16 protein-coding genes are annotated in these 17,530 nt (G+C 65.7%); 5 read left to right on the top strand and 11 right to left on the bottom strand.

Annotated features, from left to right (window positions below; all coding sequences use genetic code 11):
- Positions 1–973, top strand: a 973-nt coding sequence (locus tag H6A15_RS08225; protein ID WP_204673268.1) for a helix-turn-helix domain-containing protein, incomplete at its 5' end; no start/stop codon positions are given.
- Between the two features lie 23 nt (positions 974–996).
- Here H6A15_RS08225 and H6A15_RS08220 read toward each other — a convergent pair.
- Positions 997–2,268, bottom strand: coding sequence for an MFS transporter (locus H6A15_RS08220; RefSeq protein WP_204673267.1), 1,272 nt, complete (start codon positions 2,266–2,268; stop codon positions 997–999).
- Positions 2,269–2,439: 171 nt separating this feature from the next.
- Positions 2,440–3,147: a TetR/AcrR family transcriptional regulator gene (locus H6A15_RS08215; protein ID WP_239462464.1), complete on the bottom strand. Its 708-nt coding sequence runs from the start codon at positions 3,145–3,147 to the stop codon at positions 2,440–2,442.
- 232 nt (positions 3,148–3,379) lie between these two features.
- On the opposite strand from H6A15_RS08215, the gene H6A15_RS08210 reads away from it, so the two are divergent.
- Genes H6A15_RS08210 through H6A15_RS08200 form a run of 3 tightly spaced genes read left to right on the top strand, consistent with a single transcriptional unit; the run spans position 3,380 to position 5,114 of the window.
- Positions 3,380–4,012 (top strand): TetR/AcrR family transcriptional regulator, encoded by a 633-nt coding sequence (locus H6A15_RS08210; protein WP_204673265.1) that lies wholly within the window; start codon positions 3,380–3,382, stop codon positions 4,010–4,012.
- A complete protein-coding gene (locus H6A15_RS08205) occupies positions 4,009–4,545 on the top strand; it encodes a flavodoxin domain-containing protein (RefSeq protein WP_204673264.1) in 537 nt (178 codons plus the stop codon). The genes H6A15_RS08210 and H6A15_RS08205 overlap by 4 nt, the downstream gene beginning before the upstream one ends.
- A gap of 35 nt (positions 4,546–4,580) precedes the next feature.
- Positions 4,581–5,114, top strand: a complete 534-nt coding sequence (locus tag H6A15_RS08200; RefSeq protein WP_204673263.1) for an AAA family ATPase — start codon at positions 4,581–4,583, stop codon at positions 5,112–5,114.
- On the opposite strand, the gene H6A15_RS08195 is transcribed toward H6A15_RS08200, so the two are convergent.
- The 6 genes from H6A15_RS08195 to H6A15_RS08170 form a co-directional block, all read right to left on the bottom strand.
- Positions 5,083–6,348: a uracil-xanthine permease family protein gene (locus tag H6A15_RS08195; protein ID WP_204673262.1), complete on the bottom strand. Its 1,266-nt coding sequence runs from the start codon at positions 6,346–6,348 to the stop codon at positions 5,083–5,085. The two genes, H6A15_RS08200 and H6A15_RS08195, sit on opposite strands and share 32 nt — an antisense overlap.
- Positions 6,349–6,474: 126 nt before the next feature.
- Positions 6,475–6,828 carry a nitrous oxide-stimulated promoter family protein gene (locus H6A15_RS08190; RefSeq protein ID WP_342635834.1) on the bottom strand — a complete coding sequence of 118 codons (354 nt, stop codon included), beginning with the start codon at positions 6,826–6,828 and terminating at the stop codon, positions 6,475–6,477.
- Between the two features lie 85 nt (positions 6,829–6,913).
- Positions 6,914–7,303 carry a DUF454 family protein gene (locus H6A15_RS08185; protein WP_204673261.1) on the bottom strand — a complete coding sequence of 130 codons (390 nt, stop codon included), beginning with the start codon at positions 7,301–7,303 and terminating at the stop codon, positions 6,914–6,916.
- Between the two features lie 47 nt (positions 7,304–7,350).
- On the bottom strand, positions 7,351–9,036 hold the full coding sequence (locus tag H6A15_RS08180; RefSeq protein WP_239462459.1) for an amino acid ABC transporter ATP-binding/permease protein: 1,686 nt from the start codon (positions 9,034–9,036) through the stop codon (positions 7,351–7,353).
- On the bottom strand, positions 9,033–10,757 hold the full coding sequence (locus tag H6A15_RS08175; protein WP_204673260.1) for an ABC transporter ATP-binding protein/permease: 1,725 nt from the start codon (positions 10,755–10,757) through the stop codon (positions 9,033–9,035). The genes H6A15_RS08180 and H6A15_RS08175 overlap by 4 nt, the downstream gene beginning before the upstream one ends.
- Positions 10,758–11,026: 269 nt before the next feature.
- Positions 11,027–11,959 carry a GNAT family N-acetyltransferase gene (locus tag H6A15_RS08170; protein WP_204673259.1) on the bottom strand — a complete coding sequence of 311 codons (933 nt, stop codon included), beginning with the start codon at positions 11,957–11,959 and terminating at the stop codon, positions 11,027–11,029.
- A 159-nt stretch (positions 11,960–12,118) separates the two neighbouring features.
- Between H6A15_RS08170 and H6A15_RS08165 the strand changes: the two genes are divergently transcribed.
- Positions 12,119–13,510, top strand: a complete 1,392-nt coding sequence (locus H6A15_RS08165; protein ID WP_204673258.1) for an aminopeptidase — start codon at positions 12,119–12,121, stop codon at positions 13,508–13,510.
- A gap of 271 nt (positions 13,511–13,781) precedes the next feature.
- Here H6A15_RS08165 and H6A15_RS08160 read toward each other — a convergent pair whose 3' ends face one another.
- From H6A15_RS08160 to H6A15_RS08150, 3 genes are read right to left on the bottom strand one after another with little or no spacing between them, the layout of a single operon-like run.
- Positions 13,782–14,966, bottom strand: a complete 1,185-nt coding sequence (locus H6A15_RS08160) for an ABC transporter ATP-binding protein (RefSeq protein WP_204673257.1) — start codon at positions 14,964–14,966, stop codon at positions 13,782–13,784.
- Positions 14,967–14,971: 5 nt separating this feature from the next.
- The gene (malQ, locus tag H6A15_RS08155; protein ID WP_204673256.1) at positions 14,972–16,486 is read right to left on the bottom strand and encodes a 4-alpha-glucanotransferase; all 1,515 of its coding nucleotides are present in this window, start codon (positions 16,484–16,486) and stop codon (positions 14,972–14,974) included.
- Positions 16,487–16,508: 22 nt separating this feature from the next.
- Positions 16,509–17,528, bottom strand: a complete 1,020-nt coding sequence (locus H6A15_RS08150) for a LacI family DNA-binding transcriptional regulator (protein ID WP_204673255.1) — start codon at positions 17,526–17,528, stop codon at positions 16,509–16,511.
- Between the last annotated feature and the right edge of the window lie 2 nt (positions 17,529–17,530).

Genomic DNA, 17,530 nt, shown 5'->3' with positions numbered 1-17,530 from the left:
CGTGAGCCCCCTGCTCCCCCGCATGAGAGACCCCCTTGCCGCCGCCTTCGAGCCGCAGGTCGAACAGCTGGGCGTTCCCCTCGTCCGCGACGGGGACGCCCTCCGAGGCGTTGCGTCCAACGAGCTTGTCGACGCCGAGGTATCGGTGCGCCTCGTCGGCGGTTGCTTCGCCATCACCTCTCACCGCATACGCGTCAAGCGCGACGTCAGGTTTTACGAGCAGGGCTTCCGAGGCCTTTGCATGAGCAGCCTCGCCGCCGACTGCGTGCCGCTCTGCCCCGTCGTGCAACCCGACCGCCTCAAGGAGCGCGGCAACGTGGTGACCTTCGGTATGGAAGGCGAGCAGACCTGCTGCTGGCTGCGCGCGGGAACCGCGCAAGACGCGACCTCGGTCATGATGCTGCCCGGATGGATCTCAGGGCTTGGCGAGCGCGAGCGCCTCGAGGCGCGAAAGATCATGGGCGAGGCGGGCAGCGCGTTCGAGGGTGACGGCACGCCCCGGCTCGATCGGGCCATCCGGGCGGCGGCGCTCGCAGGCGGGACGGGCGGCACGGGCGAGGCGGTCGTCCGCAGCGTGCGAAGGGCGCTCGCCCTCGCGCTTGCGTGGCATGAGGCGCGCGACCGCGCGGAGCAGGCGGCAGGCACCCACGCACAGGCGCGGCTGGTGCGCGAGGCAAAGCGGCTCGTCGAGAACAACCTCTCCGATGAGCTGACCCTTGACGAGCTCGCGCACGATCTTCTTACCAGCCGGTCGAGGCTTTGCGCCGCGTTCCAGCAGGAGACAGGCATGGGCGTGGGCGCGTTCGTCCGCCACGCCCGCATTCGCCGGGCGCGCGAGCTGCTGGGCATCGGCAGCCTGAGCATCGCCGAGATCGCCCGCGAGGTCGGCTATCCCCGAGCGTCGAGCTTCAGCGTCGCCTTCAAGCGCGAGATGGGGATGGGGCCTTCCGCGTGGCGCGAGGGCGCCCTCTAGGACACGGGCCAGAAGGACCCGGATCACCGCTCCCCCAGTCCCGCACGGCCCGAGCGCGCGGCGACCATGCCGCAGGCAACCGCGGCCACTGCGGCGACCATCCAGGGGTCGACGAGGTCGAAGACGGCTCCATAGGCGATCTGGCCCAGAGGCGTCGCGAAGTTGGCGAGCATCATGGCGAGCGCCATGACCTTTCCCACCAGCGTGCCGGGGCTTTCTACCTGCAGGTACGTCGTCGCCACAATCGAAAACGCCATGCAGCACGCCATGGTCGCCAGATAGGCGACGGCAAGCCCGACATAAGTTGCGAGCGGCTCGACCGGCAGCAGAAGCACCGCGGTGACCGCAACGAGACCGGCGGTGACGGCCATGAGCAGCCGCGGGGTCGACCGGATGCCGAAGCGTCCCGGCCTCATGGCCACCGCCATGCCGCCCACCAGGCCGCCCAAGGCAAGCGCCGCCTGGAGCAATCCCATGAGCTGGTTGGACAGCCCCAGCGATTCGGTCACGATATAGGGCGATCCCACGTTGAAGAAGGACGAGCCGAACAGGTTCACCAAGGTCGCCGCCATGATGATGCTCCACATGGCGGGACGCGAGCGCAAGAACCCGAGGGCGTCGGCGACGTCGCCGCGAACCGTCGCGACGAGGCCCGCCGTGCGCGCCGGCGGCTCATAGGGAACACGTACGAACATCGCGGTGAGCACGCTTGAGACGGCAAAGCAGACCGCCGATGCCGCCACGATGGGAGCGAGGCCGAAAAAGCCGAACACCAGCCCGCCGACCACCGGGCCGCCTATGCCGGTGACCATGCTCAGCTGATTGGTGACCGCCACCGCCTGCTCGAGCCGGTCGGGAGCCACCACGTGCGGCATCGCCGACTGCACGCAGGGCTGGTACAGCGCCTGCGAGGCGAACGCCGCCATAAGCACGGCAATAGTGACCCCTACCAGGTACGGAGAACCAGATAGGGCGAGATATCCCGCCATCATCGCGGCAAGCAGCGCATCGAGCGCGATCATCACCCCGCGCTTGCGCGTCCGGTCGGCGATCACGCCGCCCACGGGCGCCAACAGCGTGTAGGGAACAAACCCCGCTGCCACGACCGCTCCATACAGCGCCCCCGAACCCGTCAGGTTGAGCAGATGGAGCGGTAGCACGAACTGCAAGATCTCCATGCCAAGCAACGAGAACGCCTGCGACGCCACGATCGCGCGAAACCCCGGCGTAAAGAGGCGGCCGTCTCGAGGCGCCCCCTCCCCGCCCGCCGCCATCCGCTCCCCATGTCCGTCCATATCGTGCTCCTCTCTTTCATACATTCGGTTGGTATGTATATATGTTCTAAGAAAGGCCGCGGGAGCGGCCATCCCTTAGGTATATCGTCATGCCCGCCTGCGGTTGCCTCCACCAACCAGCGGTAGCAATTCTCCCGTGCAACCCCGCGGTTGCCCAAAGGGTGAGGGCGGCTACGTCTCGATGTGGCCCTCCCCTTCCTCCGAGCCGTCGACAAAAGGACTCCATGCGTCCTCGATGGCGGCAAGGCCGCCTGCGTTCGCATCGGTCAGCTCTACCCCAAGCGCTCGCGAGACGCTCTCGAACACCCGGACGCGCCGCGCAAACTCCTCGGGCGACGAGACGGGGTTATACAGCGGCACCATCCACAGGTTTGCGATCAACAGCAAAACCTCGGCGGTCTCGCGCGGCAGCTCGCAAGAGATCGAGCCGTCCTCGATGCCCTCGCGAATCGCTGGCTCGATATAGGTGTGGGCGGTCTCCAGCAGATCCTGGTATTCGCGCGCAAGCATGCGGGCGTTCTTGATGGGGTCCGGGTCCGGCTTCATGGCCACCCACATCTCGGCGGACGGACCGGCGGCAGAAGCCTCCTCAAGCGCCCTGATCTTCTGCAGGCCCGTCAGCGACCGGTCGCGCATGATCTTGTCGCATGCCTCGACCATGGGGGCGTTCGCACGCTCGAACACCGCCTCGTAGATGTCTTCCTTGCTCTTGAAGTGATGGTAGACCGCGCCCTTGGTGAGCCCGCCGAGCCCGTTCACGATGTCTGCCATCGTGGTATGTTCATAGCCCTTTGTCATGAACAGCTCTTCGGCGACGTCGAGGATTCGTCGAACGGTCTCTTCGGGATATTTGTTGCGCACTATCGCCGCCTCCAGCATCGACCACACGTCCAGCGGGAGCGACGGGCCTCCCGCTTCTCGCTTTATACATAGCATTAGTATGTATATAGGTCAACCATATGTCGGGGCGCAGCGGCCATACGGGCGAAAAGAGCTGGGTGGGGCCTGACGTCCACGATGCCGCAGGGACGTTTCCCCTCGCGCGCCTACTCCTTTTTCGATAAACTAGTAATTGCTAGTTTTATTGAGCCACGAGGAAAGGACCAGGGGCATGGGAAGGCCGGCAGGACAGCCACGCGACTCCAAGCAGCTTATCTGCGAGCAGGCGCTCGCGCTGTTCGCCCAAAAGGGCTACGCCGCCACGACCATGAAGGACATCGCCGCCGCATCCGGCATGAGGGACGCTTCGCTCTACAATCACTTTCCTGGCAAGCAGGCGCTGTTCGACGCCGTCGTCGCCCGGCAGCTCGACCGCCTGTCGGCCATGCTTCGCGACCGCAGCGCGCTCGTGCACCCCGATGACGACGCCCATGCCTACCTGGAGGCAACCGGCCAGTCCCTCCTCGCCGTGGTGCTCGCAAGCTACGAGCCGTTTTTCAACGATGGGCAGATCGGGTGTCTCCGACAGGTTCTCGAGGCGGAGCGCCATGCGGACGAGCGCATCGAGGCGCTGTATCGCACCATATTCATCGAGCGGCCGCTCGAGGTTCAGCAATCGATATTCTCGCAGCTCATCGAAGCCGGCACATTTGCCCCCTGCGACGCAGAACTTGCCGCCCGGCAGTTCCACGGACCAGTCTACCTCGCCCTTGCCGAAGGAACCACCTGGCCCGACGCACGCACCTTCATCGCACGCCACCTTGCAAGCTTTCAAGACCAACATCGAGCAAAGGAGCAGCCATGAGCACCGCCATCGTCTATTGTTCCCAGACCGGATTCACCGAGACCTATGCCCACTGGCTTGCCGAGGAGCTCGGCATCGACGCCGTCCCCTATAGCAGGCGTGCGCATTCAGGCGCACAGACCGCGGACACCGTGGTGTTCATGAGCTGGTTTCATGCCGGCGGCATCAAGGGCGCCGCGTGGTTCAAGTCCCTCATGGACGCGCGCCCCGGGGCGCGCTATGTTGTTGTCGGCGTAGGCGCCTACCCCATGCCGAGCGACGACTGGCCGCAAAGCGAGACCGACGCGGCGTTCGAGCACACCTTCCCGCGCGATCGCTATCCGGCCCTCGCGCATTTCTACTGCCAAGGCGGCTTTGATTTCGACCGGCTATGTGCGCTCGACAAGATCGCCATGCGCGCCTTCTTCCGCATGCAGGCAAGGCAGGCACAGACCGACCCGCGCATCGCGTTCGCGCTCGACGCCATGAAGAAGGGCTTCGATGCCACCGATCGGGCAAACCTGGAGCCGGTTGTCGCCTATCTCCGCGCATAGCCGCAGCTCGACCCGGACAATGTGAGGAGAGATCATTGTCGAAGACGCTATACCTCATCGGAGGGCCCATGGGCGTCGGCAAGACGACCGCATGCCGCGAGCTCAACCGCATGCTGCCAAGGTCGGTCTTTCTCGACGGAGATTGGTGCTGGCAGGCAGACCCCTTCCAGGTGACCGAGGAAACGAAGGCCATGGTGCTCGACAATATCCGGCATCTGCTGGGAAACTTTTTGCGATGCAGCGCCTATGAGCACGTGGTCTTCTGCTGGGTCATGCATGAGCAGGCGATCGTCGACGCCGTCTTGGACGGCCTGCCCCTTGCAGCCTGCGAGGCGCAGGTCCGCCACGTCTCGCTCGTCGCAAGCGAAGACGCGCTTCGCGAGCGAGTCGAGCGGGACATCGAGGAAGGCAGGCGCGACGCCGACGCCGCGGCACGCGCGCTCGCCTACCTTCCCCGCTATCGGTCGCTGGACGCCCCGATGGTCGACACCACCGGCCTCTCCCCTCACGAGGTGGCGCGCCGCATCGCCTTTGGCGCTACGAGTCCTGACGCGCCCCCGGCAAGATGAGGTTCAGCACGATGCCCGCGAGCGCCGAGGTGGCCATGCCGGGAAGCGTGTAGTCGCCGATGGGGATGGAGATGCCTGAGGTCTCCATGCCCACGCCCACGATGATCACGACCGAGGCGATCATGAGGTTGCGGTTGACGTCGAAATCGACCTTGTTCGATACGAGCATGCGCAGGCCGTTTGAGGCGATGAGGCCGAACAGCAGCAGGCAGACGCCGCCCATGACCGGGCCGGGAATTGACTGGATGAGCGCGGCGAGCTTGGGGCAGAAGCCTCCGATCACGAGAGCGAAGCCGCCCGCATACCAGAAGATCTGCGTCGAATAGACGCGCGTGACGCTCATGACGCCGATGTTCTCGGCATAGGTGGTGGTGGGAGGACCTCCCAGAAAGCCCGAGATCATGGTGGAGATGCCGTCTCCGGCAAGGGAGCGCGGCAGCATCTCGCGGTAGTCCTTGCCCACGATCTCGCCGACGGCGAGCAGGTGGCCGATATGCTCGATCACCACGACGACGGCCACGGGGGCGACGAGCGCGATGGCACCCATGTCAAAACGTGGCGCGGAGACGTTGGGCAGCCCGATCCAGGCGGCATCGGCGACGGGGCCAAAGTCCACGAGCCCCAATGGGATGGAGACCACGTAGCCCACGATGATGGCGAGCAGCACCGGGATGGTCCCGAAGATGCCTCCCAGGCTGGAGAAGACGACCGCGGCGACGAGCGTTACCGCCGCGACGACCGCCCCCACCCCATAGAAGGCCGAGGTGCCGTCGGGAAGGTCCTGCATGAACGCCATGTCGACCGCCGTGGCGGAGAGGCCGACGCCGATGACCACCATGACCGAGGCGACGAGCACGGGAGGCAGCAGGCGGTCGAGCCAGCCTGTTCCCACCAGCTTGATGATGCCGGCGACCGCCAGAAACACCATGCCCGCCACGATGACGCCCGACATGGCGGCGTCGAGCCCCTGAGTCGCCCCCACGGCGAGGATGGGGCTGATGAAGGCGAAGGAGCTGCCCAGGTAGCTCGGAATCTTGTTGCCCGTCACCAGCAGGTAGCAGATGGTGCCGATGCCCGAGCACATGATGGCCACATTGGGGTCGAGGCCGGTGAGCACAGGCACCAGCACCGTCGACCCGAACATGCTCATCATGTGCTGGATGCCCAGCGGGATGGCGCGACCGACCGATACCCGGTCGTCGACCCCGATGACTTCTCGCTCGTGTTTGCTCATGGCGACCCCTTTCAGCCAGATGTGGCAAACGCTGTCACAAACCGTCCACATTCTCGCATAGCGCGGTGCCGGCGTAAGCCAGACACCCGAACGGTCTTCCGAAGCGCCGCGGGACGGGGCCCGAGATCAGCGACCGAGGATGTGGCGCACCGCGGCAACCGGATGGTGGAGGAGCATGCGGGGCCCGGCGAAGCGCATGACGGCGCGGATGCGCTCCTGCATGGCAGGCGGATAGCAGTGCGTCGAGCACTTGTTGCACGACGTCTTGGTGGCCATATGAGGGCAGCGCTCGGTCCTGCGCACCGCAAAGGCATCGAGCTCGGCGCAGTCGGCGCACACCGGCTCACCGCAGAACGCCGAGGCGTCACGCGGCTCGCCGCGATGCTGCTTGCGGCAATAGAGGGCGATCATCTGCGAGATGACGCGTCGCTCGCGTTCGCGGCGACGGGCAACGGCTGGCGTATCGGGTGTTCGAGACACGAAGCGGCTCCTTCACGAACGTGCATCCTGCTACCTGGTTTGGGCGGGGCGCCAAAAAGCGGGCGAGCGCGCCGGCGCCGGACCCCTATGCCCGACGGCGCGCCTCCTCCTCGGGCGTGATGGTCTTGATCTTGGTCACGAGCGCGACGCCCATTCCCACCACCACCGCGGCGAGCATGACGCGGGCGGGCACGAATTCCACCAGAAGGAAGCTTACCGCACAGGTCGCCGCGGTCACGCCCCACATGGTCAGCTTCTTGCGCGCGGTCATGCCGCCCGTCTCGCGAAACGGCACCACATAGCGCTTATACAGGCGCGTGGTCCGAAGCCATGCGTCGAATCGCGGGCTGCTTCGGGCGAACAGCGCCGAGGCGAGCAGCACCAACGGGGTGGTGGGCAAAAGCGGGACCACCACGCCCGCCGCAGCAAGCCCCAGCACCAGCCACGCGAGCACGAACAATACCTTTTCGAACACGGAACGTCGAAACGTCTGCTTCACGGCGAGTCCTCTCTCGTAGATGATCAGGAAAGGGCGCGGGGCGCACGCCTCTCGGCACCCGAGCTCACGCGTCCGCCTTCCAGCGTGACGACGGCGTCCGCCACATCGAGCGTGCTTGCCCTATGGCTTACCAGCACCACCGTGCGACTTCCCCGCTCGTCGGCAAGGACGTGCATGACGGCGGCCTCGTTGAGGCTGTCGAGGTTGGACGTGGGCTCGTCGAGCAGCAGGACGGGCGCGTCGCGCAGCAGGGCGCGAGCGAGCCCGATGCGCTGGCGCTCGCCGGCAGAGAGCACGTCTCCCAGCTCCCCCGCACGCGTGTCGTACCCCTCGGGCAGGCCGACGATGACGTCATGGATGCGTGCCGCCCGAGCGGCTGCCTCGACCTCCTCGTCCGTCGCGTCCAGCCTGCCGATGCGAATGTTGTCCGCCAGGCTTTCGTTAAAGAGGTGCGTGCCCTGCTCGACAAGGCTCTCCGCCTGTCTGAGCGCATGGGTAGACGCCTCCCGCACGTCGACGCCGCCCACCTCGATCCGCCCGGCGTCCACATCCCAAAAACGCATGATGAGCGCCAGCAAGGTCGACTTGCCCGAACCGCTCTTGCCCGCTATGCCCAAGATGGAGCCGGGCCGCGCCGCGATCGAGACGCCCCTGAGCACGGACGTGCCGCCGTAGCCAAAGGAGACGTCGCGCACATCGACCTCGGAACCGCCCGGAGCGCGCCCCGCATCGACCGGCTCGACCACGGGCTCCTCGTCGAGGATGGCAAGCACCCGCTCGCCTGCCGCAAACGTCTGCTGCAGCCCCGTACCCAGGCTCGCCAGCGCAAGCACCGGACCAAACGAGCTCATGAGCAGCACCAGGGCGCACAGCATGGAGGCGAGCGAGACCTGCTGGAAATGCAGCAGATGCAGTCCGACGACGGCAAACACGAGGTCGAACACCCATACCACAACCGACATCACGGCCTGGTTGACGCCCGAGCGCGCCTTGAGCCGGCGCTCGCTGTCGGCAAGCTCGCCGCTGCGGCGAAAGAACTCCTCTCCGCGCAGGCGGGCGACCCCATACTGCATGGCCTCGGTAAGGCCCCTCAGGCTGTCGAGCAGATAGGCGTCGAGCGCACCGAGGCGATCTCGGAACTCCAGCCCGCCTTTCCCCGACGCCGCGTTGGCGACGAGCGGCATCGCCGCGCCCACCGCAAGGAACGCGACGAGCGTCATGGCGCAGAAGACGGGATGGATGGCGGCCTGCAGCGCAAGCACCACGCCGCTCACCCCCGCCGCGATCGCTATCGGAGAGATGGTGTGTGCATAGAAGACCTCGAGGAGCTCGATATCCCCGGTTATGACGGAGACGAGGTCGCCGCGGCCCTTGCCGGCCAGCTTGGCGGGCGCAAGCCGGCGCAGGGCGGCAAAGACCCGATGGCGGATGCGGGCGAGCAGCTTGAAGGCGATGTAGTGGTTCGCAATCTGCTCGACATAGTGCAAGACTCCGCGCGCGACGGCACACGACGCGAGCACGACGAGGAGACCCCCGTAGGCCGGCAGGCCCTCGGCGCCCGATGCCGCAAGGACGGCGAGCATCCCTGCGACCGGCACGCCGATGGCGGCGAGGTGTCCCGCCATCCCTGCCGTGACGGCGAGCGTCATGACGCCCCAGAGCGGCCCCACGAGCCCGCAGAGCCGCATCATCACCTTTGCGTGGCTCATCGCACGCCCTCCTCCAACTCGTGCTGCGCGCGCCAAAGCCCCTCATAGGGGCCTCCCGCCGCGACGAGCTCGCCATGCGTCCCCGACTCCACGAGGCGCCCGTCCTCGAATACATGTATGCAGTCCGCCTGGACCAGGTTCGCGAGCCTGTGGCTCACCACCACGACGGTGCGCTCGCCGGCAAGCTCGCGGACGAGCGCCGCGATGGCCTCTTCCGACTCGACGTCGACGTTGGAGCTCGCCTCGTCGAAGATGAGGGTCTCGGCACGCGTGAGGAGCGCCCGGGCTATGCAGAGCCGCTGGCGCTGCCCGCCCGAAAGGTTTTGCGCGCCTTCGGCAATCCTCATGTCCAGACCTCCCGCCGCGCGCACGAACTCGTCTGCCCGCGCCTGGGCAAGGGCTCGATACAGCCGCTCGTCGGTTGCATGCGAATCTCCCATGAGCAGGTTCTCGCGCAGGGTGCCGCAAAACAGATGCCCCGCCGTAGGAACGACCACCACGTGCTCGGCGAGGCTCCCAGGATCGATGTCGCGCACCTGGCAGCCGCCGATCTCGACCGAGCCCGAATATCCCTCGAGCCTTCCCGCGAGCATCGCGGCGAGCGTGGACTTGCCCGAACCGGACGCACCGGTGATGCCCACCAGCGAGCCCGGCTCGATGTGGAGCGAGACGTCGCGCAAGACGCTGCGGCCGGGCACGTAGCAGAACGAGAGGCCGCGCACGTCGATGGGGTTGGACCGTCCATGCAGGCGCCGCATGCCCGCCTTTGGCTCGGGCAGATCGAGCATGGCAAAGATGCGGTCCGCGGCCGCCGAGCCGTTCATGGCAGTATGGAAATAGCTGCCGAGCGTGCGCATGGGAATGAAGAACTCGCTGGACAGCACGACGATGGCAAAGGCCTCGGAGAGCCCCAGGCGACCTGCGGCGAGCTCGCCCACCGCCAGGAAGATCCCCAACGCCGCTCCGCCGTAGGCGACGAGATCCATGACGATGATCGAGTTCAGCTGCATCGTGAGCACCCGCATGGTCACGCGACGGAACGCCTCGGCCTCTTCGTCCATCTGCTGCGCCTTGAAGCCGTCCGCCTCATAGACCTTAAGGGTGCCGAGCCCCTGCAGGTTCTCGAGAAAGCTGTCCCCCAGCTCGGCGTACTGCGACCAATAGGACGCGAGCAGGCGCTTCGCGATCGCCTGCACCGCCGCGATGGCGAGGGGGATGAGCGGCACGCAGGCGACCAGACCCAGCGCGACCGGCAGCGACATCGGCGCCACGACCGCGAAGAGCGTGATCGGCGCGGCGAGCGCGTAGAGCAGCTGCGGGAGGTAGAGCCCGAAATAGGTCTCGACCTGCTCGATCCCTTCTCCCGCGACCTGCACCACCTCAGAGGTCGAGATATGTTGGGCATACGAGGGGCCGAGCGCCAGGAGCTTGTCGTACAGCGCGCGCCGCAAGACGTCCTTGATGCCCCTGCTGGAACGACTGCCCATGACTGCCGCCGCGCGCGTGGCTGCAAAGCGCACCGCCAGGCAGGCGAGCGCCCCCAGGACGCTCCCAGCCCCGTGCTCCGAGCCAAATCGACCTTCCACAAAGGCCCGGACAAGCTCTGCGACACCCATCACAAGGGCGATGTTTGCCGCAAGCGCGATCCACTGGAACGCCACCTGGGCAAGCACGTGGCCCATCTGGGACCTGCCGAGCCTCACCAGTCGGCCATTGACCATGTCTTCCTCCTCAACCTCTTGGCGTCGCCATGCCGGCGTCAAAAAGTTAAAGTACTATAACATAGCCATAGCTAACTTCTGTCGGTCGATTCAGAATGTCGATGTCGCTCTCATCAAGGGGGGGGCGAGCGCCCCTTTCATCCATGCGATTCCTCCCCATGCGCATGAATCATCCTTTCGCCCGGACGATGCCGCGACGCGCGCCGAGGATTCCTCCCAATGCGCATGGATCCTCCCCTCCTTCTCGCACAGCGCGCGCAACGTCTCCCCTACCGGCGCATATAGAGAAGCGGAAACGGGTCTCCCTGCGAATCGGTCTCCGTGCGGCGAAAGACGGAGAACCCCATGTGCTCGTAGAAGCCCACCGCCTGCGGGTTCTGCTCGTTGACCGAGAGCTCGGTGATGCCCAGAAGCTCGACCGCCCGCTCGAGCAGCAAGCGCCCTACGCCCGCGCCGCGGTCCGCCGCGTCTACGAAAAGCATCTCCAAAAACGCCCCGTCGGCGCCGACAAACCCCGCGAGGCGGCCCGCGCGGCGCGCGACCAGCAGGCGCGGAACCTCCGCGATGGCCTGCGGGACCATCGTGCGCAGACGAGAGACGTCCTCCTCGGCGAGAAAAGCATGCGTGGCGCGAACCGACCGCTCCCACACGTCGGTCAATCCCACGAGGAGCTGCTCGCTTCGTTCGGCGGGCTCCTCCCCCACGACAATGCCGCGCCCCTCAAGCGCCAAGAGCGCACGCTTGCGCCAAAGGCCCCCGGCATACCCCGTAAGCGCTCCGCCCGTGCCCGTCACCCTGTGGCATGGCACCAAGATCGAGATGGGATTGCGCCCCACCGCCGCCCCCACCGCACGGGCCGACGTCGGCGAGCCGCGGCGTGCCGCGATACGTGACGCCACCTCCCCATAGGAGACCGTAGCTCCATAGGGGATGCGCGCGAGCTCGTCCCATACCGCCCGCTGGAACGGCGTCCCCGAAGGAGAGAGGGCCGGCTGCCCCTCCGGATGCCCGCCTGCAAAATACTCGTCAAGCCATGAGCACGCCTCGCGGAACACCGGAAGGCCGGGCTCCTCGCATGCGCCCTCACCTAAACCCGCGGCCTCGTATTTCTGCCCAACAAACCACAGGCCCGTGAGCGCACGGCCATCGCTTGCCATAAGGATGTCGCCCAGCGGCGAGCCATATGTCGAGGTATAGCGCATAGGCGCCTCCATCAGCAATAGACGTAAGCTCCGGCATGTAGCCTATCTTGGCATCAAGCGGGAGCGTCTTCAAGCAACCCGTCTGCGCCGCATAACGCATCTTCACGTCGCCGTGCTACCATGGCATCCGTGACTATAACCACGTGAGAAAGGACTCCCATGGAACGTCCGAACGCATGGAAGGCATATGGCGACGCCGACGTCGAGAAGCTCGAGCGGCTTTGCCGCGACTATCGCACGTTCATCAGCGAAAACAAGACCGAGCGCGAATGCGTAACCTCAAGCATCAAGCTCGCCGAGGCCGCAGGCTATGTCGACCTCGAGACCGTCCGCACCGAGGGCCGCGCGCTCAAGGCGGGCGACAAGGTCTACGCCGTCTCGCACAACAAGACCCTCATGCTCGTGAACCTTGGCACCGCGCCGCTCGAGGAAGGCATGAACATCCTGGGCGCCCACATCGACTCCCCGCGCCTCGACCTCAAGCAGAACCCGCTCTATGAGGCGGGCGACATGGCCTACCTCGACACGCACTACTACGGCGGCGTGAAGGCCTACCACTGGGTCGCCACCCCGCTCGCGCTGCACGGCGTCATCTGCAAGAAGGACGGCACCACGGTCGAGGTGCGCGTGGGCGAAGCTGCGGACGACCCGGTCTTCTGCATCTCCGACCTGCTCATCCACCTCGCTTCCGACCAGATGAAAAAGCCCGCCGGCGAGGCCGTCGACCATGAGAACCTCGACCTCATCGTGGGAGGCCGCCCGGTGGTGATCGAGGGCGACGACGAGCCCAAGGAGCCTGTAAAGCAGATGCTCCTCGACATCCTGAAGGACCGCTACGGCATCGAGGAGGAGGACTTCCTCTCCGCCGAGCTCGAGGTCGTGCCCGCCGGCGCCGCACGCGACATGGGCCTCGACCGCTCCATGATCTTGGGATACGGCCAGGACGACCGCGTGTGCGCCTACACCTCGCTCGCCGCGCAGCTCGCCGTCGAGAGCGTCGAGCGCACCTCGTGCACCCTGCTCGTCGACAAGGAGGAAATCGGCTCCGTGGGAGCCTCGGGCATGACGAGCCGCTTCTTTGAGAACACCGTCGCCGAAATCATGGCGCTTGCAGGCGAGGAATCCCCGCTGGCCCTCCGCCGCTGCCTGGCACGCTCGCGCATGCTCAGCTCCGACGTCTCCGCCGGCTTCGACCAACTCTACGCTGACCGCTTTGAGAAGAAGAACGCCGCCATCATGGGCCACGGCCTGTGCTTCAACAAGTACACCGGCGCCCGCGGCAAGTCGGGTTCCAACGACGCCGATGCCGAGTACCTCGCCCTTGTCCGCGACATCATGGACGAGGCCGGCGTCGCCTTCCAGACCTGCGAGCTCGGCCGCATCGGCGCGGGCGGCGGCGGAACGATCGCCTACATCCTCGCGGAGTACGGCATGGACGTCATCGACTCCGGCGTGGCGGTGCTTTCCATGCACTCGCTGTGGGAGGTCACCAACAAGGCCGACGTCTACGAAGCCTACAAGGGCTACTGCGCCTTCATCGAGCGCGCGTAGTCAAAGCTTCTGGCGCACTCCGACCACGCCACCGCGCACGCGTCGCCCGCCAATGCCAGGTGGCGCCGCGGCGGTCCACCGTGCAACAACACGCCCGTTCCGGAGCATCGTCCTCCGGCAAAATCAGCGGGGCCCCATCGGGGCCCCGCTTTGCGTGGTGTGCGCACTCCCCTGCGTGACGGAAAGAGTGCGCAAGAGACACCGTAGTTGTAGGAGCGCCTTCCTAGGCGCAGCGCGAGGCGGCGTGTGCCGCCCCGCCATTCACCCGGCGCTACTCCAGGTTCTCCCCCGTCTCGGGGTCGAAGAGGTGGATGGCGCCCCCACCAAACGTGAAGGGCACCTTGTCGCCGGTGTGCACGCCAAACGAAAGCGTGTCGTCGCCCGTACCCTGCATGATCACAACCACATCCTGTCCGCACGCACGAAGGTGCACGTGGAGGGCGCTGCCCATGAGCTCGGTCACCTCGACGGTGCCCTCAAGCGTATGCGCACCGTCCGCATGCAGCTGGATGTGCTCGGGGCGAACGCCCAGCGTAACCTTCTGCGGGCCCACGCCACGACGGCGCAGCTGCTCTTGCTTGGCGGCGGCGGGCACAAACGTGGCCCCGTTGACCTCAACCGCATACGCGCCCGAGCTGTCGCGCTTGAGCTCGGCATCCATGAAGTTCATCTGTGGCGTACCGATAAAGCCCGCCACGAAGATGTTCGCCGGATGGTCGTACACCTCCTCGGGTGTGCCCACCTGCTGCATCATGCCGTCCTTCATGATCACGATGCGGTCGCCGAGCGTCATGGCCTCGGTCTGGTCGTGCGTGACGTACATGAACGTGGTGTCCACACTCTTGCGCAGCTTGATGAGCTCGGCACGCATCTGGTTGCGGAGCTTGGCATCGAGGTTTGAGAGCGGCTCGTCCATAAGGAGCACCTTGGGCTCGCGCACAATGGCGCGGCCGATCGCCACGCGCTGCCGCTGACCGCCCGAGAGCGCCTTGGGTTTGCGGTCGAGGTACAGGGTGATATCCAGGATGCGGGCGACCTCCTCCACCTTGCGGGTGCGCTCCTCCTTGGGCACCTTACGGAGCTTCAGAGGGAACTCAAGGTTGGCACGCACCGTCTTGTGCGGATACAGCGCGTAGTTTTGGAACACCATGGCGATATCGCGGTCCTTGGGCGCCACGTCGTTCACCAGCTTGCCGTCGATGTACACCTCACCGCGGGTGATCTCCTCCAAGCCCGCCACCATGCGCAGCGTGGTCGACTTGCCGCAGCCGGAGGGGCCCACGAGCACCACGAACTCGCCGTCGGCAACATCCAGGTTGAAGTCCTCGACCGCCACGACGCCTTCGTCGGTGATCTTGAGGTTGTTCTTCTTCTCGGCTTGCCTCATTTTGAAGCGACGCTTGGCGCCGGCACCCTTGTAGACCTTCTCTACGTGCTTGAGCTGAACTTCTGCCATGGTAATCAATCCCTTTCTTTTGCGGAGCCGCCCCGAGCGGGAAGACGCCGGTACAATTCCAGTTGCCGATGCAAGCGTTGAGCCAGATCGGCGCTATCGAAGCCGGCGCGAGCCCGCCAGCACCAGTTGCCGCCAAGCGTGGAGGGTGTGTTCATGCGCGCCTCGCTGCCCAAGCCCAGCAGGTCTTGCATCTGCACCACCGCAAGATCTGAAGCGCTTGCCCAGATGGCGCGCATCATGCCCCATCCCTCGCCCTCGGCAGGGTCGAGATGCAGATACTCCCGCGCCAGCGCCACGTCGCCCGCCGGGGCCGACGCGAGCCAGCCCAGGGCGGTGTCGTTGTCGTGGGTGCCCACATAGGCGACGCTGTTCCTGGAATAGGTGTAGGGCAGGTAGGCCTCGTCGCCACCGTCGCGGCTATCAAAGGCAAACTGCAGCACCTTCATACCGGGAAAACCGCTTGCAGCGAGCATCTCGTGCACCGAGGGCGTGAGGAACCCCAGATCCTCCGCCACGATGTCGCAGCTGCCCAGGCGCTCGCGCAGCAGCTCGAAGAAGCGAATGCCCGGCCCCTCGCGCCACCGACCACCTTCGGCGGACGCGGCGCCAGCGGGGATGGCGTAATACGAATCAAAACCCCGGAAATGGTCGATGCGGATGATGTCGAACAGCCGCAGCTGGTAGGCGATGCGCCCAAACCACCAGCTATAGCCGTCAGACGCCATGTAGTCCCACCTGAAGAGCGGGTTTCCCCACAGCTGACCTGTGGCCGAGAAGCCGTCGGGCGGACAACCCGCCACTTCGGTGGGCCGCAGGTTCTCGTCAAGCTGGAACTGCTCGGGGCGGGACCACGCGTCGGCGCTGTCCTCCGCCACGTAGATGGGCAAGTCCCCCATGATCTTCACGCCCGCCTCGCGCGCGTACGTGTGAAGACGCTCCCATTGCATGGAGAAAAGGCACTGCACGCCTTTCCAGAAGCGGATGGTGTCACCGGCGGTGGCGCGCACCGCATCGAGCGCATCGGCACGACGCAGCCGCAGCTCGTCCGGCCATTCTTGAAACGCATGCCCGCCCTCAAGATCCTTGATGGTCATGAAGAGCGCGTAGTCATCAAGCCAAGGCGCCTCGGTGTCGCAGAAGTGCGCAAACGCCTCGCCGCGCTCGGCGCAGAGCCGCTCGACGGCCCGGGCAAGCACCGTGCAGCGGATCGCGTAGAGTGCGCCGTAATCAACCCGCTCTGGGTCATCGCCCCAGAACATCCCCTCGTATTCGGCGGGATCGAGCAAGCTCTCGGCAGCCAGATCGTCAAAATCGATGAGATAGGGGTTTCCCGCGTATGCAGAAAACGACTGATAGGGCGAATCTCCGTAGCTCGTGGGGCCGATGGGCAGCATCTGCCACACCGAGACACCCGAAGCCTTGAGGAAATCGATGAAGGAGCGGGCAGCCGCACCCATGGTGCCCACGCCGTACGGGCTGGGCAACGAGGTGATGGGCATGAGGACTCCAGCCTCGCGCATAGCTTTGCTCCAATCTTTACGCTCACGCGTGAACAGCGGGTCTGTCCACGCTCTCCCGACGAAACAGCTTGAAGGGGACGACCTCGTGCACCGCATCGAGCTCGGGGTGCTCGATGTGCTCAAGGAGCAGCTCCACACCCCGCCGTGCAAAGAGGTCGGCGTCCTGCCGGATGGTGGTGAGGCGCGGCACGTTGAACTGTCCCGAGTCCACCCCATCGAAACCCGCCACCGACATGTCTCCCGGAACGGAGAGGCCCGCATCGACAAGCGCCCGGATGACACCGAGGGCGATGACGTCGCCCAAGGCGAAGATGGCCGTCACCCCACGCGAGCGCATGAGGACGCGCACCGTCGCGTCGTAGCCGTCCGCCATTGAGAAACGACACGGCTCGTAGTCGAGCTCCCTGTCGAAGGCGATGCCGCGCCGCTCCAGCTCCGCCAGAGCCCCTTCCAGACGCAACGTGCCCACCTGGCTCGCCTCGCGATTGCCACCGATGATGGCGATGCGCGTGTGGCCTCGATCAACCAGCTCGTCGATGATCGTCGCCGCCGCATCGGCGTCGTCGGTGGTGAGGCTCGAGAGGTTTGTGAACCCAAGGCCCTCGGCCGAACCGCTCACCAAGATGCTGGGCACGGCGATCTCGCCAAAACCCCGGGCAAAGTACAACGGGTTGCCGCCCAAAAAGATCAGCCCCTTGCGGCGGCGGATGCGGCAATAGGCGACAGCCCGCTGAACTTCGTTCTCGTCCTCGTCCATATAGACCACGTGGATCTCTTCGCCCATCTCAAGGAGAAGCGTCTGCATGCGCTCCAAGATGTCGGCAAACAGAAGGTTGTGGGTACCTTTCACAAAGGCGGCGATAGAGGTCTTGGTCTGCATTTTGAGATAACGTGCATTGCTGTTGGGCTCGTAGCCGCAGTCGCGGATGACCGCGAGGATGCGCTCGCGTGCACGGTCGCTCACGTTGGGGTGCTCGTTCAGCACCCGCGAGACGGTCCCCACGCTATAACCCGACAACGCTGCGATATCCCTGATGTCCATGG

Origin of the sequence: Enorma phocaeensis (genome assembly GCF_016901575.1) — a bacterium.
Classification (GTDB): domain Bacteria; phylum Actinomycetota; class Coriobacteriia; order Coriobacteriales; family Coriobacteriaceae; genus Limicola; species Limicola phocaeensis_A.
Note: the sequence above shows the minus strand (reverse complement) of the source record. Positions and strands in the feature narration are given on the sequence as shown.